This is a genomic window from Reyranella sp. CPCC 100927 (assembly GCF_007859315.1).
Lineage (GTDB): Bacteria > Pseudomonadota > Alphaproteobacteria > Reyranellales > Reyranellaceae > Vineibacter.
Map to the genome: position 1 here is coordinate 75,751 of NZ_VOHA01000025.1, position 21,776 is coordinate 97,526.

Here is a 21,776-nt window from a genome sequence, read left to right on the forward strand (position 1 = left end):
TCGTGCCGGCGCACGAGAGGAGCGTTCCGACCATGGCCCCCGATGGCGGCGCCGCGCGCGCCAAGTCCAATACCGAGATTGTCGCGTCCGTCTGTCCGCATGATTGCACCAGCACCTGTGCGCTGGACGTCGAGCGGCTGGATGACCGTACCATCGGCCGCGTACGCGGTTCCAAGCGCAACACCTATACCGCAGGCGTGATCTGCGAGAAGGTGGCGCGCTACAGCGAGCGCGTGCACCATCCGGATCGGCTGCAGTACCCGATGAAACGGGTAGGCCCCAAGGGCTCCGGTCAGTTCAAGCGTATCGGCTGGGACGAGGCGCTCGACATCGTGGCGCACGAGTTCACCGAGCGCGCGGCGAAGTTCGGCACTGAGACCGTGTGGCCCTATTTCTACGCCGGCACCATGGGGTTGGTGCAGCGCGACGGCATCCAGCGGCTGCGCCATACGATGAAATACTCGCGCTGGTTCTCGACGATCTGCGTGACCTTGTCGGACACCGGCTGGATCGCCGGTGTTGGCGCCAAGCGCGGCGCCGACTTCCGCGAAGTCGACGAGCATTCCGACCTGGTGGTGATCTGGGGCGGCAATCCCGTCAACACCCAGGTCAACGTCATGCACCACGCGATGGCGGCGCGAAAGCGCGGCGCGACGCTGGTCGTGGTCGATCCGTATCGCACCGGCACCGCCGAGAAGGCAGACATGCACCTGGCGGTTCGGCCGGGTACCGATGGGGCCCTGGCCTGCGCCGTGATGCATGTGCTGTTCGCCGAGGGCTTCGCCGACTGGGACTACCTGCGGCAGTACACCGACCGCCCTGACGACCTCGCCGCCCATGTGAAGACGAAGACGCCAGCCTGGGCGTCGGCGATCACCGGATTGAGCGTCGAGGAAATCGTCGCCTTCGCGCGGCTCTACGGCGGCAGCAGGAAGGCGTTCATCCGCTGCCATCACGGCTTCAGCCGCTCGCGAAACGGTGCGGCCAACATGCACGCGGTGACCTGCCTGCCGGCAGTGACCGGCGCCTGGAAGTACCAGGGTGGCGGTGCGCTCTACGGCCATACGGGCATGTATCCGCTGAACCGCACCCTGATCGAGGGTCTGGATTGCGTCGACCCCTCGATCCGCGATCTCGATCAGTCGCGCCTGGGGCCGATCCTGACCAACGATCCCGGAGCGCTGAACGGCGGGCCGCCGGTGACGGCGATGCTGATCCAGAACACCAATCCGGCGATGGTCTGCCCGGAGTTGAACCTGGTGCACAAGGGGCTGGCGCGCGAAGACCTGTTCCTGTGCGTGCACGAGCAGTTGCCGACCGAGACGGTGGCGTTCGCCGATATCGTGCTGCCGGCAACCACGTTCCTCGAGCACGAGGATTTCTATACCGCCAGCGGCCACACCTACTTCCAGGTCACCAAGAAGGTGATCGAGCCCTATGCCGAGAGCCGCCAGAACCACGATGTCATCTGCGGCCTGGCCAAGCGGCTGGGGGCCGAGCATCGCGGCTTCGACATGACGGTGTGGGAGATCATGGACGAGACCCTGCGGCTCTCGGGCATGTGGGACGCGGAGACCAACCATGCCAAGGGCGGCCAGGACATGGCGCTGCCATTCGAGACCGCGCACTTCCTCGACGGCTTCGAGAATCCCGACCGCAAGTTCCATTTCAGCCCTGACTGGTCGCGCTTCGGCGGACGCTGGCGGGAGATGCCCGAGCTACCCGATCATCTCGACGTGATCGACAATGCCACCGCGGACAAACCGTTCCGGATGGTCGCGGCGCCGGCCCGCACTTTCCTGAACTCGACCTTCACCGAGACGCCGGGGTCGCTGGCGCGCGAGAAGCGGCCGACAGTGCTGATGAACCCTGACGACTGCACCGCAATGGGCGTTGCCGAGGGTGATCGGGTGGTGCTGGGCAACGAGCGCGGCAGCGTGCTGGTCCATGTGATGCCGCAGGCCGGCCAGCAGCGCGGCGTGGTCGTGGTCGAGGGCATCTGGCCCAACAAGCACTTCGAGCGCAAGATCGGCATCAACGCCATCACGAGTGCCGATCCCGGTTGGCCCAACGGCGGTGCCGTGTTCCATGACACGGCGGTGTGGATCCGCCCGGCATGAGCACCGACGGGTTTCGCGTCAGCGCGGATCGGGCTGACGTCGATCTCGATACGCTGCATCATTTCCTGTCGACGCAGACGAACTGGGCCCGGAACATACCGCGCGAGGTCGTGATGCGGTCGCTGGAGCACTCGCTGTGCTTCACGTTGCTGGACAGCGAGGGCCGCCAGCGCGGCTTCGCGCGCGTGACGACGGATCGCGCGACGTTCGCCTATTTGAACGACGTCTATGTCGATGCCGATTTGCGCGGGCAGGGGCTGTCACGCCTGCTGATGGACGCCGTGCACGCTCATCCCGACCTTCAGGATTTGCGCCGCTGGCTGCTGGCAACCAACACCGCACCGTGGCTGTACGAGAAGTACGGCTGGTCGCCCCTGATCAAGCCGACGCTGTTCATGGAGCGCCATGATCCGGACGTGTATCAGCGGGGTATCAGGCGGAAACTGTCATCGGCTTGAACCCGTTTGTGCTATACTGCTCTGGAAGGTGCACCCATGAGCCATATCTCGCGGCGGCTGGAGAAGGTCTTTGAGGCTGTACGGCAATGGCCGGCAGATCGGCAGGACGCCGCGGCTGAAATTCTAGAACAGATGGGTGCGCTGGAGAGCGAGCCTTATGAGCTCTCCGCAGAAGAGCGGGCTGATCTCCAAGAGGCACTGGACGAAGTCCGACGCGGTGAATTGGCAAGCGACGAAGACGTTGCCGCCGTGTTTGCGCGTCTCGGGTTGTGAAGGTTCGCTACACGACGCAGGCTCTCGCTCAACTCGAACAGATCCATGCTTACATCACGCATCGGAACCCGAAAGCCGCCGGGATCGTCGCCCGACGCATCACGCGGTCCATCGAATTGCTCGCCGCGTTTCCCTACATGTATCGGCGAACCAGCCTACCGCATGTGCGCGTGCTGCCGGTCATTCGGTATCCCTATCTTGTGTTCTACACGATCGACGATGCAAAGCAGGAAGTCGTGATTCTTCGTATCGTGCACAGCGCGCGAGATCCGGACAGCTAGCAGAGCCCGACTGGACCTTCGGTACCAGTGTCGAATGACGGCCAAGTTGTCCCCACCCCGCGACTCGCCGCGCGGCGGCGATCGGTGTAACAATCGGGCCAGGAGATCGGCATTAGACCGGTCGGTGAGGCCCCCTCGATGAGTGTAACCACCGCGCCCTTTCTCGCCGCGTTCCGTCCGGCCGCGAATCCCAGCATCGTTCAGGCGCAGGCGCCAGGCGGTGCACCGCGCGCGCATGTGATCGTTTTCGGCAACGAGAAGGGCGGCTCCGGCAAGTCGACGGCGGCCATGCACATCGCCGTGGCGTTGTTGCGCGAGGGCGCGCGCGTGGGCGTGATCGATGTCGATGCCCGCCAGGGCACGCTGACGCGCTATGTCGAGAATCGGCGTACGTGGGCCAACGCCAAGGGCCTTGCGACACCGTTGCCGGACCATCGCGCCGTGCTGCCCAGCACGCTCTCGGTACGCTCCGATATCGAGGCCGACGAACGGCAGCGGCTGGACGCGGCGTTCGCCGACCTGTTGCCGACTTGCGATTATCTCGTTGCCGACACGCCGGGCAGCGACACGTTCCTGTCGCGCCATGCCCACACCTATGCCGACACCCTGGTGACACCGCTCAACGACAGTTTCGTCGATCTCGACCTGCTGGCGCGCGTCGATCCCGAGACGCTGAAGGTCGTGCGGCCCAGCATCTATGCTGAGACCGTCTGGAAGCAGCGGCAACTGCGGGCGATGAGCGGCGGCAGGCCAGTCGACTGGCTGGTCATGCGTAACCGCCTGTCGGCGATCGCGGCGCGCAACAAGCGCGACATGGGCACCGTACTGGAGTCGCTGGCCAAGCGCATCGGCTATCGCCTGGCCGCGGGTCTCGCCGAACGCGTGATCTATCGCGAACTGTTTCTCAAGGGCCTGACCTTGCTGGATCTGCGCGAGGAGAAGACCGGCATCGCCATGACCATGTCGCATGTCGCGGCGCGGCAGGAAGTCCGCGACCTGCTGGCGGCGCTGAACCTGCCGCTGCGCGTCGAGGTCGAGCAGAAAACGGACGCTGAGCCGACGGATCAATCGTCACCCAGTGATCCCGCGGACGAAAGCGCAGATGCTGGCTGAGTCCGGCGCTGCTCCCTACGACGTGGCGGTGGCGTAAGTCGCCATGAAGGGATAACCGAAACCGGTTCGCCTCGCCTCGGGCGGCCAGTCGTAGACGTACGTTCTCTCGTGCGGTTCGATCCGCATGCGATAGTTGCACCAGTCGAGATGGATGTGATTGACGTGCGCGGCGCCGGTCTGCGCGCCCACCGCTGACTTCTGCAGATGGCGTCCGGCATAGAGCCGGTTGCCGGGAATATGGAAGTAAAACGGCGTGCCGTCGGGGTTCCAATCCGTATAGATCAGATCGAACCACTGCATCTGTGGATGCATGTCGATCAGGGCGGCGATGATGCGGTCTGCCTTGGCTTTTTCGGCCGGCCGCCGGCTGTGCAGCATGATATCGATGGCGAGGCCGGCCGTGTGACGGCTGCCGTCGTGCCGGATCGTACCAAGCGCCACGCCGGCCATGTCTGGAATGCCACGCAGTGCCGACTGGAGTTCAGCGATGGCGGGACAAAGAGCACCGGCAGCATGGTTGGGCATGTCACGCTCCGCATTGGATGCGCTCAAAGCGTGACGGCAGGATACGCCTGCTCAGCGAGACCGTCGTCCTTCAGGTGAAGGATGTCGGGCGGATGTTTTCTGCGGGCACAGGCGCTTTCAGAGGCCGTGATACCGGCGCAGACGGTCGCGCGCAGCCGAGCCGGCGGCGAGGTCGTCACAATTGACGATCGCCAATCGGAAGCCGCCCGGCGGCATGGCATGCCGGTCGGGCGGCAGATCCTCGTGGAACGTCGTCTGCACGCTTAGCACGCCCGGCATGCTGAGAATCTCTGCGACCAGGGTCGGTGGAGGATGGCGATAGCGCTGGCCATGCGGACCGAACAGTACGACGCTGAAGCCGTCGCGTCGCTGGACGTCGTCGAATCTCCATGCGCCGGCGGCGTAGAGTCGGACGACAGCCTCGACCCATCCGGGACCATAGAGGTCGGGCCATTGATCGGCAAAGCGCAGATGGATCTCGATGATGCGGCCGCCGATGGTCTCGAAATTCACCATGCCGGTATAGTCGCGCAGATGGCGCGCAGCCCAATCGCCGCACCAGGCCTCGATCGCATCGTCGCCGGCCGCGTGTACGGTCCAGTGATCGAACGTGCCGTCGCCGGCCGGTGCGCCGGTCGTATGGCGCCACCAGCGCGCGGTCCCGTCGACCACGGCGGCGTCCGAGCTGACGTGGCGGCCTTCCAGCAGGGTCATCCAGAAGTGCCCTGGCGCATAAGCAGCGTTGTAGGCGTCGGCTGAGGTCAGCACGCGGCTGCCGACGCCCATTCCCTTGAGGTTGTAGATCGGCTTGGAGAACACGGGAAACGAGGGCGGCGTCACGCCGTGGGGCGCTGCATCGAGGCCCTGGCTGCGCGCGACCGCCAGCTTGTCGTAGACCCAGCGATGCGTCGGGAACCACGACCACGCGTCAGCGTCTTCGGTGGGAATCAGAACGTCGGCCGGACAGGCGACGGACTCGAAGTACTGCAGCCGCCACGGGTCGGCTTCGCAGATCGGCATGACGGATCCCAAGCAACGGCTGCGATGCGTGCCCAGTCTCGCACGGCGGGCGGTCGTACCAAAGCGTCCGCTAGATCCGGCCCATCAACAGCAAGATCAGGATCACCACCAGCGCCACGCCGAAGAAGCCGGACGGGTAGTAACCCCAACCGCGACTGTACGGCCATGCCGGCACGGCGCCGATCAGCAGCAGAATCAGGATGATCAGGAGAATCAACGATACCGACATCAGGCCCACCTGTTCGCGACGCACCGGCCGTCGCAACCGCTCCCGTCAGGCAACGGTAACCAATGTGCGAAAGTTCCCCGCCAAAGCATGTCAGGTATCGGTCAGTACATTCGTACGCAGTCGATTCCCGTGATCAACTCTTCGGCGAGGGTGGAAACGAGGTTGATTCCAGATGGGAAAGGGACCTTATTTGTTCTGTCGAGACGGCCAGAGGTTCGTATGTCCGATACGGACGGACGAAGATCGGTCGCAAGGCTCAGATCACCTTGCGACCGGCGGCAACCCATATCACGTCACGCGGCATCGCCGTGGAACCGCTGTTTTTCGGCAGCGTTGCGACCTGACCAGCAAGCGGCTCAGCGGAGAAAGACGTGCCGGCTGTCGTAGAGGATCACCCCAGCCGGCAGGATAGCCGTGCCGCCCTGGCGGCGCGGTTTACCGCGATTCGGCGCTACAGCGAACGGCTGGCCGCGCCGTTGTCGGCGGAAGATCAGACCGTTCAGTCGATGCCGGACACCAGTCCGACGAAATGGCATCTGGCCCACACCACGTGGTTCTTCGAGACCTTCATCCTGGGGCGCTTCGATCCGGCGTATCAGCCGTACGACCCGCGCTATGGCTATCTCTTCAACTCGTACTATGAAGCCGTCGGCGCCCGTCATCCGCGGCCGCAGCGCGGTCTGCTGTCGCGCCCGGGGGTCGAGGATATTCTGCGGTACCGTCGCTATGTCGATCGCGCGATGGGCGAACTGATGGTGCGCGACGACGGGTTGGCGAATCCCGAACTGTGGGACCTGCTCGAACTCGGCCTCAATCACGAGCAGCAGCATCAGGAGCTGATCCTGATGGATATCAAGCACGTGCTCTCGGTCAATCCGCTGCGCCCGGTATATCAACCAGGGGTGTCGCGCCCCGAAGCGCCGATCGCATCAGTGGCGTGGACACGCTTCGAGGGTGGCCTGGTCGAGATCGGACATGCAGGCAACGGCTTCGCCTTCGACAACGAGGGACCACGCCATCGCGTATGGCTCGAGCCCTTTGCCCTGGCATCGCGCCTGGTGACCTGCAGCGAGTTCGTCCAGTTCATCGAAGACGACGGCTATCGACGCGCCGAGTTCTGGCTGTCCGAGGGGTGGGCTGCCGTCAATGCCAGGGGCTGGACGGCGCCGCTCTATTGGGAAGACATCGGTGGCCGCTGGCATGTCTTCACGTTGAACGGCCAGCGGCCCTTGGCCATGGACGAACCTGTTTGCCATGTCAGCTTCTTTGAAGCCGCGGCCTACGCAAAGTGGGCCGGCCGACGCCTGCCCACCGAAGCCGAATGGGAACATGCCGCCGGCAACGGGCCGCTCGACGGCAACCTGGGCGACGAGCGCATCCTGCATCCGTTGCCGGCGCCCCAGGGAACCGGTCCGCAGCAGATGATCGGTGACGCCTGGGAATGGACCGCCAGCCCTTATGTCGCTTATCCGCGCTTTCGCGAGCCCGAGGGCGCAGTGGGCGAATACAACGGCAAGTTCATGGCCAACCAGATGGTCCTGCGGGGCGGTGCCGTGGTCACGCCGCCGGGCCATATCCGAATCACATATCGCAATTTCTTTCCGCCGGACGCGCGCTGGATGTTCGGTGGAATCAGGTTGGCGGAGGACGTGTGATGTATTCCGGTCTGCCTCTGAAAATCGGCCGAACGGCGAGCGACGGCACTTTTGAGGCCGATGTGCTGGCCGGGCTGTCGAAGCGGCCGCGCGCCATACCCGCCAAGTTCCTGTACGACGCGCAGGGCTCGGCCCTGTTCGACGCGATATGCGAATTGCCGGAGTACTATCTGACCCGCACCGAGATCGCGATCCTGCGCGATGGCGTGCACCAGATCGCGGCGCGCGCCGGTGCCGGACGGCAGCTGGTCGAGTTCGGCAGCGGATCGAGCGTCAAGACCAGGCTGTTGCTGGACGGTCTGGCCGATGTGTCGGCCTATGTGCCCATCGATATTTCCGGTGAACATCTGGAAGCGACCTGCCGGCGCCTGCGGGCGGACTACCCCGCTTTGGCGATCGTGCCGGTCTGTGCAGACTATATGGAACTGCCCTTGCTGCCATGGCTGCCGGGTGCAGCCGGTGCCGCCAAACTGGGCTTCTTTCCCGGTTCGACCATCGGCAACCTCGAGCCGCATGAAGCGCAGGCGTTCCTGGTCAACGCGCGCCATCTGCTGGGCGATGATGGCGCGCTGGTGGTGGGCGCCGATCTCAAGAAAGACCCCGATATGCTGCATGCGGCCTACAATGATTCGGCCGGCGTGACGGCAGCGTTCAGCCTCAACCTGCTGACGCGCATGAACCGCGAGCTGGGCGCCAATTTCGATATCGGCGCCTTCGAACACGACGCGTTCTACAATTCCGACGAAGGCCGGATCGAGATCTACATCCGCAGCCTGCGCAGCCAGTCCATCGTCGTGGCGGGCCAGCGCTTTTTCTTCGAGGCCGGCGAGCGCATCCACACGGAGTACTCATACAAGTACAGTCTGGGTGATGTGGACGCGCTGGCGGCGCCGACTGGTTTCATTCGTGCGCAGACCTGGACCGATCCGGACGAACTCTTCAGCGTGCACTACCTCGCCGCCGTCTGATCGACCGGGCTGGTAAGGTCTGAAGCCGGGCGTTCGATGGCAGGTCGCGCCGGCGAGAGCAGGAACCAGAGCAGGCCGGCGGCCTGCAGGGCCACGAAGATGAACGCCGTCGCGGCATAGCCTTCCGGGGCGTAGCCGGTTGCCGTCTTGGGCCACAGGTCGAGGATCTTGCCTTGGCCCCACTGGCCCAGCAGCACTGCGGGAAACACCACGAAATTGAGGCTGGTCGTGGCGCGACCCGACAGCTCGAGGGGAAAGGCGTGCTGTATCGGCGTGAAGTAGATGATGCCGACGGCGGCGCCGAAGCCGAACGCCAGCATCATTGCCGTCACCTGCAGTGCGGGCGCGCCACGCCACCAGCCGGTGACGATCAGGCTGGCGTTGATGACAAGGAACAGGGCCAGCGCCACGTTGGCGGTCACGACATAGGGAATGCCGCGCTGGGCAAGCACGCCGGCGCCCCAGCCCGTGATGACGAAGCCAACGGTCATGCCGACAGCCAGCCAGAACAACTGGCCGGTCGCGGCGCTGCGGTCCAGGCCGACGACGTCGCGCAGCCAGGGACCGGCCCACAGCGCCTGGAAGGCGAAGAAGGCCGCCTGCTGCAAGGCCACCACCGGCGCCAGGCGCCAGAAATAGCCGTCGCGCATGATGCGGCCGACGACGCGGAACTGCGTGCCGATCGGCGCCGAGGCCACGGGCGTGTCGCGCTCGGGCACGACGAAGAACAGCAGAGCCGAGACGGCGACCGTGATCGCCGCCAGACCGAAGAACACGTGACGCCAGCCGGCCAGCCCCAGCGCCGCCTCGACCGGGTGCGTGGCGACCAGCGATCCCAGACCGCCGGCCGCCATGTGCAAGCCGACCATCAGCGACCAGCGCTGCGGCGGATACCAGATGGCGATGGCCTTGATCGCTGCCATCAGGCCGCCGGCGACGCCCAGTCCGATCAAGGCACGGCCGCCCGCCAATCCGGCGACCGAAGCAGCGGTACCGAAGACGATGCAGCCCAGCGCCGCGAACAGGACCAGCCCGGATTGGACGCGGCGTGGGCCATAGCGGTCGAGCATTACGCCGAGCGGTATCTGGATGGCCGTGAAAAAGAGGAAATACATGCTGGTCAGGAAGCCGAGATCACCGGCCGTCAGCTCGGGAATGTCGTGCTCCAGGCTGGGGAAGATGACGCTGTTGACCGAGCGGAACAGGTAGGACAGCACATAGGCGAGGGCGAACGGGATGTAGACTCGCAGCAGCGTGATCAGCGTCGGCGTCGACGCGCCAGGGGCGCTCATCCGGCGGGGTTCCCTCAATTCGTTATTTTCTGACGCACTGGACGCGCGCGGTATGCACTTACCATATTGAGGGTAACGGAGGGCCAAAAACCGATGCCGGGTGGCGACCGCAAGCCGTCCATACCAGTCAGGCGCGATGGCGCCGATGCCGTCGCCACGTTCCTTGACAAGGCACGATCGCTTCCGGCGACGGCCGGTGCCGCGCGTGGCCGGGGACGGCTCCTGTTCTGCATGGACGCCACGGCCAGCCGCGAGCCGACCTGGGACCGCGCCGCCCGCATCCAGGGCGAGATGTTCGTCGCCGCCGACGCCCTGGGCGGGCTGGATGTGCGGCTGGCGTTCTATCGTGGCTTCGACGATTTCAAGGCCTCGAAATGGACATCGGATGGCGTCGAACTGGCACGGCTGATGGCGCGTGTCGCGTGCCTGGCCGGCAATACCCAGATCGGCCGCGTGTTCGCCTTCGCGGCCGAGGAGACACGGCGGCGCAAGCTCGATGCGCTGGTGTTCGTGGGCGACTGCTTCGAGGAGCAGCTTGATGCGGTGGCGGCACTGGCCGGGCAACTCGGCCTGCTGGGCGTGCCGGCATTCCTGTTCCAGGAAGGCAACGATGCGCTGGCCACGCGAGCCTTCGCCCAGTTCGCTACGCTGACCAACGGGCGACATTGCCGGTTCGACGCCGCCAGTCCGGATGAACTGCGCCGGTTGCTGGGCGCGGTCGCGGCCTACGCTGCCGGCGGCGAACGGGCCATGGCGGACTATGTCGAGCTTCACCGGGTGACGGCCTTGCGTCTGACCGACGCACGCCGTTGAGCGGACCAGGGTAGGGCGACCATGCCGCAGCTGTTCCTCGGGTTGCTGCTCCTGATCGGTCTGGTGCTGGTGCTGCGCTGGTTTGCCAACGCCAATCCGGCAGCGCTGGCGGGTAACGTGCGGCGGGTTGCCCTGGGCTCGGCCGCAATCGCCGGCGGCGGCCTGGTGCTCGCCATCCTGGCCCGCAACCCGCTGCTGTTTCTGCAGTTCGCGCCGTTCGCGCTGCCGTTCCTGTTCTGGTGGTGGCGCCGCCGCCGGGCGACGCAGGGGCTGGGCGCCGGGTGGGGCTCGCCGGGAACGCAATCGGCTGCCGGCGACGGCGTCTCGACCGTGCGCACGGCGTGGCTGGAGATGACGCTCGACCATGCTTCCGGCGCCATGAACGGCCATGTGCTGCAGGGCACTCAAGCGGGACGGGCATTGGACAGTTTGGCGGAGGCGGCGCTGGTGGCGTTGCGGGTGGAATGCGCGACCGACACCGACTCGGTGCGGGTCCTGGAAGCCTATCTCGACCGTCGTTTTGGCCCGGATTGGCGCCAGCGGCCGGGCGGCGACGCCAGCCGCGATGGCGGGTCCGCTGGCGCGTCCGACCATGGGCCTCGGACCGATATGAGCGTCGAGGAAGCGTTGGCAGTCCTCGGCCTGAAGGCCGGCGCGACGGCCGATGATATCCGGGCCGCCCATCGCAAGCTGATGCTGCTCAACCATCCCGACCGCGGCGGGTCGGACTGGCTGGCGGCCAAGATCAACCGGGCCCGGCAGGTATTGCTGGGCGAGTAGGCGACTGGCGGACCATTGTCGACGGCGGTATCACGTCCCGCTCGACAGGCGGCCCCAAGTCCCTGAAAACATATGGATCGCGCCTTGCTCTTGCCGCACCCTGCTGGTCTATGGCGCGGGTTCTGACTTGCTCTCAAGTGAATGCTGAGAGATGCGAGTTAGAATATTGAAATTGCTCGGAAACAGCTGGATTGGATCTGGTATGGCCCGTGTTCGCAAAGCCGTCTTTCCCGTCGCCGGTCTCGGCACCCGTTTCCTGCCGGCGACCAAGGCCGTCCCCAAGGAGATGCTGACGATCGTCGATCGGCCGCTGATCCAGTACGCTGTCGAGGAGTGCCGGGCGGCCGGCATCGAGGAATTCGTCTTCGTGACCGGGCGCAACAAGCATGTGATCGAGGACCATTTCGACCACGCCTATGAATTGGAAGCGACGCTGTCGGCGCGCGGCAACAAGCAGGCCGAACTCGAGCACACCCGGGCCGCCACCATCAAGCCGGGCAACGCCATCTTCACCCGCCAGCAGCAGCCGCTGGGTCTTGGCCACGCCGTATGGTGTGCCCGGTCGTGGATCGGCAACGAGCCGTTTGCCGTCCTGCTGCCCGATGAACTGACCTTGTCGCAACCGAGTTGCACGGCCCAACTGGTCGCCCAGCACGAGAAAACCGGCGGCAGCGTGATCGCCGTCATGGACGTGCCGCGCGAACAGACCAATCGATACGGCATTGTGGCGACCCGCAACGACGACGGCTCCGTCGCCGAGGTCACCGGCATGGTCGAAAAGCCCAAGCCGGCCGAGGCGCCGTCGACCTTGTCGATCATCGGCCGCTATGTGCTGCTACCCGAAGTGTTCGATCACCTCGATCGACACGAGACCGGTGCCGGCGGCGAGATCCAACTCACCGACGCCATGGCGCACATGATCGGCCGCAGCCCGTTCCACGCCATGCGCTACCGTGGCGCGCGCTACGACTGCGGCAACCGGTTGGGCTTTCTCGAGGCCAACGCGGCGGTGTCGCTGGCGCGGCCCGATATCGCTCAGGAGTCACGCGCGCTTCTTGCTTCTTTGCTTAAATCATAGATCGACAGGATCCGGCCGGATCCGTCGTTTTGGGGGGACTTCATGCGTATTGCGATGATTGGCACGGGCTATGTCGGACTGGTTTCCGGCGCGTGCTTTTCGCAGTTCGGTATCGACGTGGTCTGCGTCGACAAGGACAAGGAAAAGATTGCAGCACTGGAAGCAGGCCGGATTCCGATCTACGAGCCCGGCCTCGACAAACTGGTCGAGGACAACCGCGCCGCCGGCCGCCTGACGTTCACGACCGATCTGGCCCAGGCGGTGGCGACGGCCGATGCGGTGTTCATCGCCGTCGGCACGCCGACCCGTCGCGGCGACGGCCACGCTGACCTCAGCTACGTCTACGCTGCGGCCAGCGAGGTCGCCGATGCGATGCGCCAGTACACGGTGATCGTCAACAAGTCGACGGTGCCGGTCGGCACCGGACGCGAAGTGAGCCGCATCGTGCGCGAGCGGCGGCCCGATGCCGAGTTCGACGTCGTGTCGAACCCCGAGTTCCTGCGCGAGGGTGCCGCGATCGAGGATTTCATGAAGCCCGATCGGATCGTGATCGGCACGCAGAGCGAACGGGCGCGCGAGGTCATGCGCGGCATCTACCGGCCGCTCTATCTGATCGAGACGCCGATGGTGTTCACGACGTTGGAGACAGCCGAACTGATCAAGTATGCCGGCAATACGTTCCTCGCCACCAAGATCACGTTCATCAATGAAATGGCCGATCTGTGCGAGAAGGTCGGCGCCGACGTGCACGACGTGGCACGGGGTATCGGCCTGGATGGCCGTATCGGCCGCAAGTTCCTGCATCCGGGACCGGGCTACGGCGGCTCCTGCTTCCCCAAGGATACGCTGGCGCTCGCCTACACGGCGCGCGAGGCGGGTTCTCCGGTGACCATCGTCGAGCAGGTCATCCAGGTGAATACCGAGCGCAAGAAGCGCATGGCTCAACGCGTGGTCGAGGCGTGCGGCGGCTCGGTGGCCGGCAAGACGATCGGCGTGCTGGGATTGGCGTTCAAACCCAACACCGACGACATGCGCGATGCGCCGTCGCTGGACATCCTGCCGACGCTGGTCACCGCCGGGGCGAAGATCCAGGCCTATGATCCGGCGGCGATGGGCGAGGCGGGGCGGCTGCTGAAAGGGATCACGTTCAAGGACAGCGCCTATGACGCGGCACAAGGGGCGGATTGCCTGGTCGTGCTGACCGAATGGACGCAGTTCCGCGCCCTCGATCCGAAGCGGCTGAAGCAGCTTCTGCGTCAGCCCGTTGTCGTCGACCTGCGCAACGTCTTCAATCCGGTGGAAATGCGTGACATGGGCTTTGCCTATGAGTGCATCGGCCGGCCACAGCCTCGCCACAGCGCCTGACGCGAGGATCGACTAGAAACGGCTCTCCGCGCGGACGTGTCCGCGCTTCGTATCGTGTGACGTTCAGCACAGAGGATCTACGCGCAATGACCGTCCATCGTTTCGACCCGACCATCCTGCGCGAGTACGACATCCGGGGCATCGTCGGCCAGACGCTGCATGCTGCCGACGCCCGCGCCATCGGCCGCACGTTCGGTACACGGGTGGTGCGCGGCGGCGGCAAGACGGTGGCGCTGGGCTATGACGGTCGGCTGAGTTCGCCCGAACTGCAACAGGCCTGTGCCGAGGGATTGCGGTCAGCCGGGGTGGACGTGGTGCGCATCGGCTTGTGCGCGACGCCGATGCTCTATTTCGCCGTCTACGAACTCAATGCCGACGGCGGCATCATGATCACCGGATCGCACAATCCGGCAAACTACAACGGCTTCAAGATGATGCTCGGCAAGAAGCCGTTCTACGGCGCCGATATCCAGGCGCTGGGAAGCATGTCGGAAAAGGGTGACGTGGCGACAGGCAGCGGCGGGTTGACCGAGCGGTCGGTGCTGGATGCTTACGCCGCGCGGGTCGTGCGCGATGTCCGTCCGGGCCGCAAGCTCAAGGTCGTGTGGGACACCGGCCACGGCGCGGTCGGTGTCTCGATCCGTGACGTCATTGCGCGGCTGCCCGGCGAGCACACCGTGCTCTTCGAGAAGGTCGACGGATCGTTTCCGGCGCACCATCCCGATCCGACGGTCGAAGCCAACCTCGAGGATCTGAAGGCCGCGGTGCGCGAGAAGGGTGCGGATCTCGGCATTGCTTTCGACGGCGATGGTGATCGCATCGGCGCCGTCGATGGGCAGGGCCGCGTGCTGTGGGGCGATCAGTTGCTGGCGATCTGGGCGCGCGATGTGCTGAAGGAACGGCCGGGAGCCACCATCATCGCCGACGTGAAGGCCAGCCAGGTCCTGTTCGACGAGGTCGCTGCCGCCGGCGGCAAACCGATGATGTACAAAACCGGCCATTCGTTGATCAAGGTGAAGATGGCCGAGGAGGGCTCGCCCTTGGCCGGTGAGATGAGCGGCCATGTCTTCTTCGCCGACCGCTGGTACGGGTTCGACGATGCGCTCTATGCCGGCGTGCGGTTGCTCGATGTCGTGGCCACGTCGGCCCAGTCGTTGGCGCAGATGCGTGATGCGCTGCCGCAGCCGGTGAACACGCCGGAACTGCGCTTCGATTGCGCCGAGGACCGCAAGTTCAAGGTGGTCGACGAAGTGAAGGCAGGTCTGCAGAAGGCGGGCGCGACGTTCTCCGACATCGATGGCGTACGGGTGAGCACGGCGGACGGATGGTGGCTGCTGCGCGCGTCCAATACCCAGGCCGTGCTGGTCGCGCGCTGTGAAGCCAAGGATGCGGCAGGTCTTGGCCGGTTGAAGGACGCTGTGAAGGCGGCACTGGCCGCCAGCGGTGTCGCGATGCCGGACAACCCCTCGGCCGGACACTAAACAAGACCAACGTCTGGCTGGTGCGGCGCGGCGGCCGGAAGCGCCACGCCGGCTGCGCCGTCACGTCTTTGCCTGGCGCTGCCCGCGATGCGGACTCGCGATCAGTGGTTGCGACTCCGCTGCTTTGAGGGTTTTCTGGTGTCGCTGCGCGGACGTGGCCGCAGCATAGCGAGCGGTGGGACATGCGTTTCTTTTTCTATGGCACGCTGATGGATCGCGATGTGCTGGCGCGCGTTCTGGGCCGACCTGTCGTGGCAGCCGCGCTGAAACCGGCGGTTCTACGCGGCTATCGGCGCACTGCGATCCGTGAGGGCAGCTACCCGATCGTCTTGCGTGACGCTGACGGAGCGGTCGACGGCTTGACCCTGGACGGTGTCACCAAGGCCGAAAGCGAGCGGTTGGGCGCCTACGAGGGGCCGCGCTACACCTTGGTCCGGACCTTTGCCGATTTTCCCGAGCGCGGGCCGCGGGCGGTCTTCGTGTTCGAGCCGATGCCGGGTGCTTTCAAGCCAACCGATACGGAATGGTCGCTAGCCGTGTGGCAGGCGGAACATAAGGAAAAATTCCTCGCCGCCCTGATCAAGGGCGGGCGGGACGCAGCCGCAGCCGCTGCGTCCCGTTGATCCGTCAGCGGACGTCAGCGGCCACAGGCGTGCAGGAGAACACCTTGGCCGTCTTCAGCTTGCGGCAGCCGCGCGCGGCGTCGCTCTCGTCGAGATTGGCCAGGCGGGCGCGATAAGTGACCTGGCCGCGCGGGCCTTTCAGCGCATCGACCGCCAGCCGCGCATCGTTGCGCAGTTCGGGCAGCCGGGTCAGTGCGGTGCGGAGCGCGGTCGTGGCCGCTGGGCGTGTCGGATAGGTGTTGCCGAGCTGGATCGCCCAGCCACCGGGCGTGTCGGCGGCCTGGCTGCCTTGAGGCGGGGGCGGGCTCGTCATGGCGAGCGCCGGCCGCGCGGTGGTCGGTGCCGCCTGCTCACCCACCACGTCGGCGATCGACCGGCTGCCGTTGGGCGGGTTGTAGGAGCGCGCCACCTGGGACTGCGGCTCGGTCGGCGCCGCGCCGGGTGTGAAGTTGATCGCGGTATAGCGCGCCGAGGCCGGCTGCGACGGTTGCCGCCAGGCCGGAACGCCCAGGCCGCGGCATTTATCGAAGCCGCGATCCATCATGTCGGCCATGACCACGTCGCGCTCACCGACGCTGTTGCCGCCCAGTACGACGCCGATCAGGCGGCGATTGTCGCGCACTGCCGACATCACGAGATTGTAACCGGAAGCGTTGATGTAGCCGGTCTTGAGTCCGTCGGCGCCGGGGTAATTCGCCAGCATACGGTTGTGATTGGTCAGGATCCGACGGCCCAGCGGCCAGGCGCGGGTCGCGAACAGAGGATAGTAGTGCGGGAAGTCGCGCAACATGGCCTGGGCCAGACGGGCCAGGTCGCGGGCTGTCGTGACCTGATAGGTGTCAGGCAGGCCCGAGGCGTTGCGGAAGACCGTACTGCTCATGCCCAGCTGGCGAGCCTTCTGGGTCATCAGGCGGGCAAAGGAGTCTTCGTCGCTGCTGATCGCTTCAGCCAGCACCACGGCGGCGTCGTTGGCGGATCGTGTGATCAACGCCATGATCGCATCGCGGACCATCAGCGGGCTGCCGGGAGGGGCGCCGATCTTGGATGGCTGCATACTGGCTGCGTGGACCGACACCGTCAGGCGGTCGCTCAATTTGAGCTGGCCAGCATCGAGCGCCCCGAAGGTCAGGTAGAGCGTCATGATCTTGGTCAGCGACGCCGGATGCCGCAGATCGTCAGCGGCGTGCGCTTCAAGCTCACGCCCGCCTTCGGCATCGATCAACAGCATGGCGTCGCGTCCCACGACGTTGGGATTGGCGGCGACCGGAGCAGGAGCGGAGGCCGCTGCGGCACGACGCGGCAGCGCGCGCTTGGTATACTGTTTCTTGGTATGCTGTTTGGCGTTGGTTTTTGCGGCGGGCCGGACGGTCTTGCGCGTCTGTGCCTCGACCGGGGATGCCATCAGGGAAATGGCAAACGCCAGCGCCGATGCCAGTGCGACAGGAAGCAGCCAGACGCCAGCGGTACGCGGCACCAACATGATTTACAACCCGCTACTATAGAATATGACTTCTCGACAACGCCCTGGGCGCTTGTCTGACACGTTAAATGAATTGCTTAGGCGTCGCAATAACGAAGTCGCACCAATGGCTTACGACGCGCCGCTTTTACGCCGAAATGGCTCTGCAACATTGGGTCTGGTCGTTCTCCGGAGGTCGAGATGGTTGGCAGGATCGCCCGTCTACTGCTTGGTGCTGCCCTTGGGGCGATACCGGCGCTGGCCTGGGGCCAGACCAGATTCGAGCCCAAGGTCGACAATCCCTTGACGCGCAGCTTCTACTGGTTCCGCTATGTTGGGGGTACCGACATTCGGGAGCGCTGCGCCGCGGGTGGGTTGAATCACATCCGGCTGGTGTACAACGCGGTCTGGGGCGAGCAAGTCGGGTCCAACAACGAGACCTTCAACGAGCAGGCCCGTTCCTATGATGTGGCGCTGCAGGTCGATGGCAGCGCCACGCTGGTTGCTCGCGTGCTGTCCGATTTCGGCAATCTCGCCCGTGTCGACGTGCGCGACGTCAATGGGCTGCTCGATCCGTGGCGGGCCAAACGGGCCGAAACGCGCCTGGCAGCGGCCGACGTTGCCCGATTGACGGCCTTGCTGAACGAGAGCGGTGGTTTCGGACCGCCGCCGGCCGGATTGGAACTGCCATCCAACGACTACTGGTGGACCGTCGCGTCTTGCCGCAATGGCCGCTGGGGTTTCGCGGCCTATCACTATCCAACGGACAAGTTCGCGCGCGTGCGTTTCGCCCAGGCTGTGTTTGCCGCCGACAAGACCGGCGTGCCGGTTGCCGCGCCCAAGGATCTGCCGCCGGCAATCTTCCGCGGTGACCGCGCCCGGCAATGGCGCCTGGCGGTGGGCCGGGAAGGCTTGCGCGATTATTGAGCACGGTTGCGTTGCGGTCACTGCGCTTGCGAACGGATCGCGGAATTGCAGTAATATCGGAACCGGTTGGGCGAGGCGGCGTATCGCGCTATGATGGTCCGCCGTCGACGGCACCTTTCCGGCGCCGGTTACGATACCTATGTCTGGGGACGTGGTGAAACGATCGTGGCATCGGACGATGTGATGTTGGACGGATGGCGTAGGCAAGACGCGCTGGAGCACGGATGGCTGGCGGGGCTGGCAATGACCGGCGAGCCGCCGCGTCGGGACGGCGATGGTGATGGCGACGGCGGGGACCAGCAGGGTCGGCCCGGCACCGGCACGGTTACGCTGACCAAGCCCAAGACCAAAAAGCCGTCGATGTACAAAGTGCTGATGCTCAACGACGACTACACACCGATGGAGTTCGTCGTTCACGTACTGGAGCGCTTCTTCAGCAAGAACCGGGAAGAAGCGACCCGCATCATGCTGCATGTCCACCAAAAGGGTGTGGGCATTTGTGGTGTGTTTACCTACGAGGTCGCCGAAACCAAGGTGACCCAGGTCATGGATCTGGCCCGCAAGCACCAGCATCCGCTGCAGTGCACGCTGGAAAAGGAGTAGGTTAGGGGCGCTTCTGCGCCGGGAGTCCCGAGAAATGCTGTCGAAGAACCTGGAACAGAGCCTGCATCGCGCACTGCGCCTGGCAAACGAGCGCCGGCACGAATACGCGACCCTGGAACATCTTCTGCTGTCGCTGATGGATGATGCCGACGCGACGGCGGTGCTGAAAGCGTGCAGTGTCGATCTCGAGCGCTTACGCCGGGATCTCGGCCGCTACGTTGACAACGAACTGGCCGGCCTGGTCACCGACAGCGTCGGCGATCCGCAGCCGACCGCGGGTTTCTCGCGGGTCGTGCAGCGCGCCGCCATCCATGTCCAATCGTCTGGCCGTGAAGAAGTGACCGGCGCCAACGTGCTGGTGGCGATCTTCTCTGAGCGCGAGAGCCATGCCGTGTACTTCCTGCAGCAGCAGGGGATGTCGCGGCTCGATGCCGTCAACTTCATCAGCCACGGTATCGCCAAGACACCGGGGCGTGGCGAGAGCCGTCGCGTGCGCGGTGCCGAAGAGGAGTCCTCGGGGGCGGAGAAGGTCGTGAAGGACGGTGGCGAGGCTTTGCAGGCCTACTGCGTGGACCTCAACCAGAAGGCCCGCGACGGCAAGATCGACCCGCTGATCGGACGCGAGCTCGAGGTCGAGCGCACGATGCAGATCCTCTGCCGGCGCACGAAGAACAACCCGCTCTATGTCGGCGATCCTGGCGTCGGCAAGACCGCCATCGCCGAAGGCTTGGCTCGACGCATTGTCGAAGGCAGCGTGCCCGACGTGCTGAAGGCCTGCATCATCTACGCGCTCGACATGGGCGCGTTGCTGGCCGGCACGCGCTACCGTGGCGACTTCGAGGAGCGGCTCAAGGCGGTACTCACCGAGCTCAAGGCGCGCGAAGGCTCGATCCTGTTCATCGACGAGATTCACACCGTGATCGGCGCCGGCGCGACGTCCGGCGGCGCCATGGACGCCTCCAACCTGCTGAAGCCCAGCCTGCAGAGCGGTGAGCTGCGCTGCATCGGCTCGACCACCTACAAGGAATACCGCAATCACTTCGAGAAGGACCGCGCGCTGGTGCGGCGGTTCCAGAAGATCGATGTGCCGGAGCCGACGCAGAGCGACGCCATCAAGATCATGGAAGGGCTGAAGCCGGTCTACGAAGAACACCACAAGGTGAGCTACACCGACGAAGCGGTGAAGGCCGCTGTCGAACTGTCGGCCCGCTACATCAATGATCGCAAGCTGCCCGACAAGGCGATCGACGTCATCGACGAAGTCGGCGCGGCGCAGATGCTGAAGACCGAGGACCAGCGCAAGAAGATCATCGATGTCATCGACGTCGAGGAGATCGTCGCCAAGATCGCGCGCATCCCACCCAAGAGCGTGTCCAAGGACGACACCGAGATGCTCCATCACTTGGAGCGTAACCTGAAGACCGTCGTCTATGGCCAGGACCGCGCCGTGGAGCAGCTGGTGGCTGCGATCAAGCTGGCGCGGGCCGGCCTGCGGGCGCCGGAGAAGCCGATCGGCAGTTACTTGCTGGCCGGTCCTACCGGCGTCGGCAAGACCGAGGTGACGCGCCAACTCGCCAAGCTGCTGGGCCTGGAGCTGATCCGCTTCGACATGTCGGAGTACATGGAGCGGCACAGCGTGTCGCGCCTGATCGGCGCGCCGCCGGGCTATGTCGGCTTCGACCAGGGCGGCCTGCTGACCGATCAGGTCAACCAGCACCCGCATTGCGTGGTGTTGCTCGACGAGATCGAGAAAGCGCATCCCGACGTCTTCAACATCCTGTTGCAGATCATGGACTACGGCAAGTTGACCGACCACAACGGCCGCAATGTCGACTTCCGCAACGTCATCCTGTGCATGACCACCAATGCCGGTGCCGCCGATCTCGCCCGGGCGCCGGTCGGCTTCGGCCGCGAGGTCCGTCAGGACGAGGACGACGACACCATCAATCGGCTGTTCGCGCCCGAGTTCCGCAACCGGCTCGACGCCATCATCAAGTTCGCCAACCTGGGCTCTGAAGTCGTCGGCATGGTGGTCGACAAGTTCATCGCCGAACTCGAAGCGCAGTTGGCTGACCGCCGCGTGCTGTTCGAGCTTTCCGATGAAGCGCGCAAGTGGCTGGCGGTCCGAGGCTACGACCGCCTGTATGGTGCTCGCCCGCTGGCGCGCATCATCCAGGAGCACGTCAAGAAACCGCTGGCCGACGAGATCCTGTTCGGCCGACTCAAGGACGGCGGCATCGTCAGGATCCGGGTCGAAGACGACAAGCTGGTCTTCGACTTCCCGCCGCCGGCAGCCGAAAAGCCGCCGGCGCCGCCCGAACCCGTGATGGTCGAGTAAAAGGACGGAGAGCCAAGGGGAATGGTGGACGCGCCGGTGCGCAGTGACGAACTCGTCCTGCTCGAGACGTTCAATGATGCGACGCAGGCCTATATGGCGCGGGGCCTGCTCGATACCAACGGCATTCCGTCGGTGATGGTCGATGTCGCCATGGCCACGAGCGGCCTGGGTGATGCCGTCGGCGGCGTCAAGCTGAAGGTGCGGGCCGGCGACCTCGCAGCGGCCAAGGCGCTACTGGCCGATCCCATGGCGTTCGAGGACATGAACTGGAACGAACAGGACTGGTGAGCCTCTTGCGGTAGTCCGACCAGACTGTCATGTGTGGACGGCCCCCGTTTCGCAAGGGGAATCGAGCAGCGAGTATCGGCGACGAAG

The 21,776-nt window shown here is 65.2% G+C and carries 22 protein-coding genes; 17 read left to right on the forward strand and 5 right to left on the reverse strand.

Translation table 11 applies throughout. The features are described from left to right. Positions 1–32: 32 nt before the first annotated feature. From FQU96_RS35985 to FQU96_RS36005, 5 genes are all read left to right on the forward strand, one after another. Entirely contained in the window at positions 33–2,120 is a 2,088-nt protein-coding gene (locus FQU96_RS35985) for a molybdopterin-dependent oxidoreductase (RefSeq protein WP_146546245.1), read from the forward strand. After that, positions 2,117–2,578 carry a GNAT family N-acetyltransferase gene (locus tag FQU96_RS35990; protein WP_146546246.1) on the forward strand — a complete coding sequence of 154 codons (462 nt, stop codon included), beginning with the start codon at positions 2,117–2,119 and terminating at the stop codon, positions 2,576–2,578. Before FQU96_RS35985 ends, FQU96_RS35990 begins: the two co-directional genes overlap by 4 nt. A gap of 36 nt (positions 2,579–2,614) precedes the next feature. Next, the gene (locus FQU96_RS35995) at positions 2,615–2,851 is read left to right on the forward strand and encodes a hypothetical protein (protein WP_146546247.1); all 237 of its coding nucleotides are present in this window, start codon (positions 2,615–2,617) and stop codon (positions 2,849–2,851) included. Further along, positions 2,848–3,132 (forward strand): type II toxin-antitoxin system RelE/ParE family toxin, encoded by a 285-nt coding sequence (locus tag FQU96_RS36000; protein WP_178130978.1) that lies wholly within the window; start codon positions 2,848–2,850, stop codon positions 3,130–3,132. Before FQU96_RS35995 ends, FQU96_RS36000 begins: the two co-directional genes overlap by 4 nt. A 138-nt stretch (positions 3,133–3,270) precedes the next feature. Next, on the forward strand, positions 3,271–4,245 hold the full coding sequence (locus tag FQU96_RS36005; RefSeq protein ID WP_146546249.1) for a division plane positioning ATPase MipZ: 975 nt from the start codon (positions 3,271–3,273) through the stop codon (positions 4,243–4,245). 15 nt (positions 4,246–4,260) lie between these two features. Here FQU96_RS36005 and FQU96_RS36010 read toward each other — a convergent pair whose 3' ends face one another. The 3 genes from FQU96_RS36010 to FQU96_RS36020 form a co-directional block, all read right to left on the reverse strand. Next, complete coding sequence (locus FQU96_RS36010) at positions 4,261–4,770, reverse strand: hypothetical protein (RefSeq protein WP_146546250.1); 510 nt, start codon at positions 4,768–4,770, stop codon at positions 4,261–4,263. Between the two features lie 117 nt (positions 4,771–4,887). Then, the gene (locus FQU96_RS36015; RefSeq protein ID WP_146546251.1) at positions 4,888–5,790 is read right to left on the reverse strand and encodes a hypothetical protein; all 903 of its coding nucleotides are present in this window, start codon (positions 5,788–5,790) and stop codon (positions 4,888–4,890) included. A 70-nt stretch (positions 5,791–5,860) separates the two neighbouring features. After that, positions 5,861–6,019: a DUF3309 domain-containing protein gene (locus FQU96_RS36020; RefSeq protein ID WP_146546252.1), complete on the reverse strand. Its 159-nt coding sequence runs from the start codon at positions 6,017–6,019 to the stop codon at positions 5,861–5,863. A 371-nt stretch (positions 6,020–6,390) separates the two neighbouring features. On the opposite strand from FQU96_RS36020, the gene egtB reads away from it, so the two are divergent. Then, positions 6,391–7,674 (forward strand): ergothioneine biosynthesis protein EgtB, encoded by a 1,284-nt coding sequence (gene egtB / locus FQU96_RS36025; protein WP_146546253.1) that lies wholly within the window; start codon positions 6,391–6,393, stop codon positions 7,672–7,674. Further along, complete coding sequence (egtD, locus tag FQU96_RS36030) at positions 7,674–8,642, forward strand: L-histidine N(alpha)-methyltransferase (protein ID WP_146546254.1); 969 nt, start codon at positions 7,674–7,676, stop codon at positions 8,640–8,642. Before egtB ends, egtD begins: the two co-directional genes overlap by 1 nt. Here egtD and FQU96_RS36035 read toward each other — a convergent pair. Then, positions 8,624–9,934 (reverse strand): MFS transporter, encoded by a 1,311-nt coding sequence (locus FQU96_RS36035; RefSeq protein WP_146546255.1) that lies wholly within the window; start codon positions 9,932–9,934, stop codon positions 8,624–8,626. The genes egtD and FQU96_RS36035 overlap by 19 nt on opposite strands. 93 nt (positions 9,935–10,027) lie before the next feature. Between FQU96_RS36035 and FQU96_RS36040 the strand changes: the two genes are divergently transcribed. The 6 genes from FQU96_RS36040 to FQU96_RS36065 all read left to right on the forward strand — a co-directional run bounded on the left by FQU96_RS36040 (position 10,028) and on the right by FQU96_RS36065 (position 16,074). Further along, positions 10,028–10,747 carry a VWA domain-containing protein gene (locus FQU96_RS36040; protein ID WP_146546256.1) on the forward strand — a complete coding sequence of 240 codons (720 nt, stop codon included), beginning with the start codon at positions 10,028–10,030 and terminating at the stop codon, positions 10,745–10,747. Positions 10,748–10,768: 21 nt separating this feature from the next. Next, positions 10,769–11,527 carry a molecular chaperone DnaJ gene (locus tag FQU96_RS36045; RefSeq protein WP_146546257.1) on the forward strand — a complete coding sequence of 253 codons (759 nt, stop codon included), beginning with the start codon at positions 10,769–10,771 and terminating at the stop codon, positions 11,525–11,527. A gap of 202 nt (positions 11,528–11,729) precedes the next feature. After that, positions 11,730–12,605 (forward strand): UTP--glucose-1-phosphate uridylyltransferase GalU, encoded by an 876-nt coding sequence (gene galU, locus FQU96_RS36050; protein WP_146546258.1) that lies wholly within the window; start codon positions 11,730–11,732, stop codon positions 12,603–12,605. A 42-nt stretch (positions 12,606–12,647) separates the two neighbouring features. Beyond that, positions 12,648–13,970, forward strand: a complete 1,323-nt coding sequence (locus FQU96_RS36055; RefSeq protein WP_146546259.1) for a UDP-glucose/GDP-mannose dehydrogenase family protein — start codon at positions 12,648–12,650, stop codon at positions 13,968–13,970. A gap of 86 nt (positions 13,971–14,056) precedes the next feature. Beyond that, the gene (pgmG, locus tag FQU96_RS36060) at positions 14,057–15,451 is read left to right on the forward strand and encodes a phosphoglucomutase/phosphomannomutase PgmG (RefSeq protein WP_146546260.1); all 1,395 of its coding nucleotides are present in this window, start codon (positions 14,057–14,059) and stop codon (positions 15,449–15,451) included. Positions 15,452–15,633: 182 nt separating this feature from the next. Then, entirely contained in the window at positions 15,634–16,074 is a 441-nt protein-coding gene (locus FQU96_RS36065; RefSeq protein ID WP_146546261.1) for a gamma-glutamylcyclotransferase family protein, read from the forward strand. A gap of 4 nt (positions 16,075–16,078) precedes the next feature. Here FQU96_RS36065 and FQU96_RS36070 read toward each other — a convergent pair whose 3' ends face one another. Further along, positions 16,079–17,554: a D-alanyl-D-alanine carboxypeptidase family protein gene (locus FQU96_RS36070; RefSeq protein WP_146546262.1), complete on the reverse strand. Its 1,476-nt coding sequence runs from the start codon at positions 17,552–17,554 to the stop codon at positions 16,079–16,081. A 180-nt stretch (positions 17,555–17,734) separates the two neighbouring features. Here FQU96_RS36070 and FQU96_RS36075 point away from each other — a divergent pair, with 180 nt between their 5' ends. From FQU96_RS36075 to FQU96_RS36090, 4 genes are all read left to right on the forward strand, one after another. Beyond that, entirely contained in the window at positions 17,735–18,460 is a 726-nt protein-coding gene (locus FQU96_RS36075; RefSeq protein WP_146546263.1) for a hypothetical protein, read from the forward strand. 243 nt (positions 18,461–18,703) lie between these two features. Then, on the forward strand, positions 18,704–19,063 hold the full coding sequence (gene clpS / locus FQU96_RS36080) for an ATP-dependent Clp protease adapter ClpS (RefSeq protein WP_178130980.1): 360 nt from the start codon (positions 18,704–18,706) through the stop codon (positions 19,061–19,063). Between the two features lie 34 nt (positions 19,064–19,097). Beyond that, positions 19,098–21,401 carry an ATP-dependent Clp protease ATP-binding subunit ClpA gene (clpA, locus tag FQU96_RS36085; protein ID WP_146546264.1) on the forward strand — a complete coding sequence of 768 codons (2,304 nt, stop codon included), beginning with the start codon at positions 19,098–19,100 and terminating at the stop codon, positions 21,399–21,401. A 21-nt stretch (positions 21,402–21,422) separates the two neighbouring features. Then, positions 21,423–21,689, forward strand: coding sequence for a putative signal transducing protein (locus FQU96_RS36090; protein WP_146546265.1), 267 nt, complete (start codon positions 21,423–21,425; stop codon positions 21,687–21,689). The last annotated feature ends 87 nt before the right edge of the window (positions 21,690–21,776 follow it).

Excerpts from the sequence above, each read along its gene's own strand:
- FQU96_RS35990 (WP_146546246.1), top strand. The coding sequence starts at position 2,117 with ATGAGCACCGACGGGTTTCGCGTCAGCGCGGATCGGGCTGACGTCGAT.
- clpA (WP_146546264.1), top strand. The coding sequence starts at position 19,098 with ATGCTGTCGAAGAACCTGGAACAGAGCCTGCATCGCGCACTGCGCCTG.
- FQU96_RS35995 (WP_146546247.1), top strand. The coding sequence starts at position 2,615 with ATGAGCCATATCTCGCGGCGGCTGGAGAAGGTCTTTGAGGCTGTACGG.
- FQU96_RS36075 (WP_146546263.1), top strand. The coding sequence starts at position 17,735 with ATGGTTGGCAGGATCGCCCGTCTACTGCTTGGTGCTGCCCTTGGGGCG.
- FQU96_RS36065 (WP_146546261.1), top strand. The coding sequence starts at position 15,634 with ATGCGTTTCTTTTTCTATGGCACGCTGATGGATCGCGATGTGCTGGCG.
- galU (WP_146546258.1), top strand. The coding sequence starts at position 11,730 with ATGGCCCGTGTTCGCAAAGCCGTCTTTCCCGTCGCCGGTCTCGGCACC.
- FQU96_RS36055 (WP_146546259.1), top strand. The coding sequence starts at position 12,648 with ATGCGTATTGCGATGATTGGCACGGGCTATGTCGGACTGGTTTCCGGC.
- FQU96_RS36020 (WP_146546252.1), bottom strand. The coding sequence starts at position 6,019 with ATGTCGGTATCGTTGATTCTCCTGATCATCCTGATTCTGCTGCTGATC.
- FQU96_RS35985 (WP_146546245.1), top strand. The coding sequence starts at position 33 with ATGGCCCCCGATGGCGGCGCCGCGCGCGCCAAGTCCAATACCGAGATT.
- FQU96_RS36090 (WP_146546265.1), top strand. The coding sequence starts at position 21,423 with ATGGTGGACGCGCCGGTGCGCAGTGACGAACTCGTCCTGCTCGAGACG.
- egtD (WP_146546254.1), top strand. The coding sequence starts at position 7,674 with ATGTATTCCGGTCTGCCTCTGAAAATCGGCCGAACGGCGAGCGACGGC.
- pgmG (WP_146546260.1), top strand. The coding sequence starts at position 14,057 with ATGACCGTCCATCGTTTCGACCCGACCATCCTGCGCGAGTACGACATC.
- FQU96_RS36010 (WP_146546250.1), bottom strand. The coding sequence starts at position 4,770 with ATGCCCAACCATGCTGCCGGTGCTCTTTGTCCCGCCATCGCTGAACTC.
- FQU96_RS36015 (WP_146546251.1), bottom strand. The coding sequence starts at position 5,790 with ATGCCGATCTGCGAAGCCGACCCGTGGCGGCTGCAGTACTTCGAGTCC.
- clpS (WP_178130980.1), top strand. The coding sequence starts at position 18,704 with ATGACCGGCGAGCCGCCGCGTCGGGACGGCGATGGTGATGGCGACGGC.
- FQU96_RS36040 (WP_146546256.1), top strand. The coding sequence starts at position 10,028 with ATGCCGGGTGGCGACCGCAAGCCGTCCATACCAGTCAGGCGCGATGGC.
- FQU96_RS36005 (WP_146546249.1), top strand. The coding sequence starts at position 3,271 with ATGAGTGTAACCACCGCGCCCTTTCTCGCCGCGTTCCGTCCGGCCGCG.
- FQU96_RS36045 (WP_146546257.1), top strand. The coding sequence starts at position 10,769 with ATGCCGCAGCTGTTCCTCGGGTTGCTGCTCCTGATCGGTCTGGTGCTG.
- FQU96_RS36035 (WP_146546255.1), bottom strand. The coding sequence starts at position 9,934 with ATGAGCGCCCCTGGCGCGTCGACGCCGACGCTGATCACGCTGCTGCGA.
- FQU96_RS36070 (WP_146546262.1), bottom strand. The coding sequence starts at position 17,554 with ATGTTGGTGCCGCGTACCGCTGGCGTCTGGCTGCTTCCTGTCGCACTG.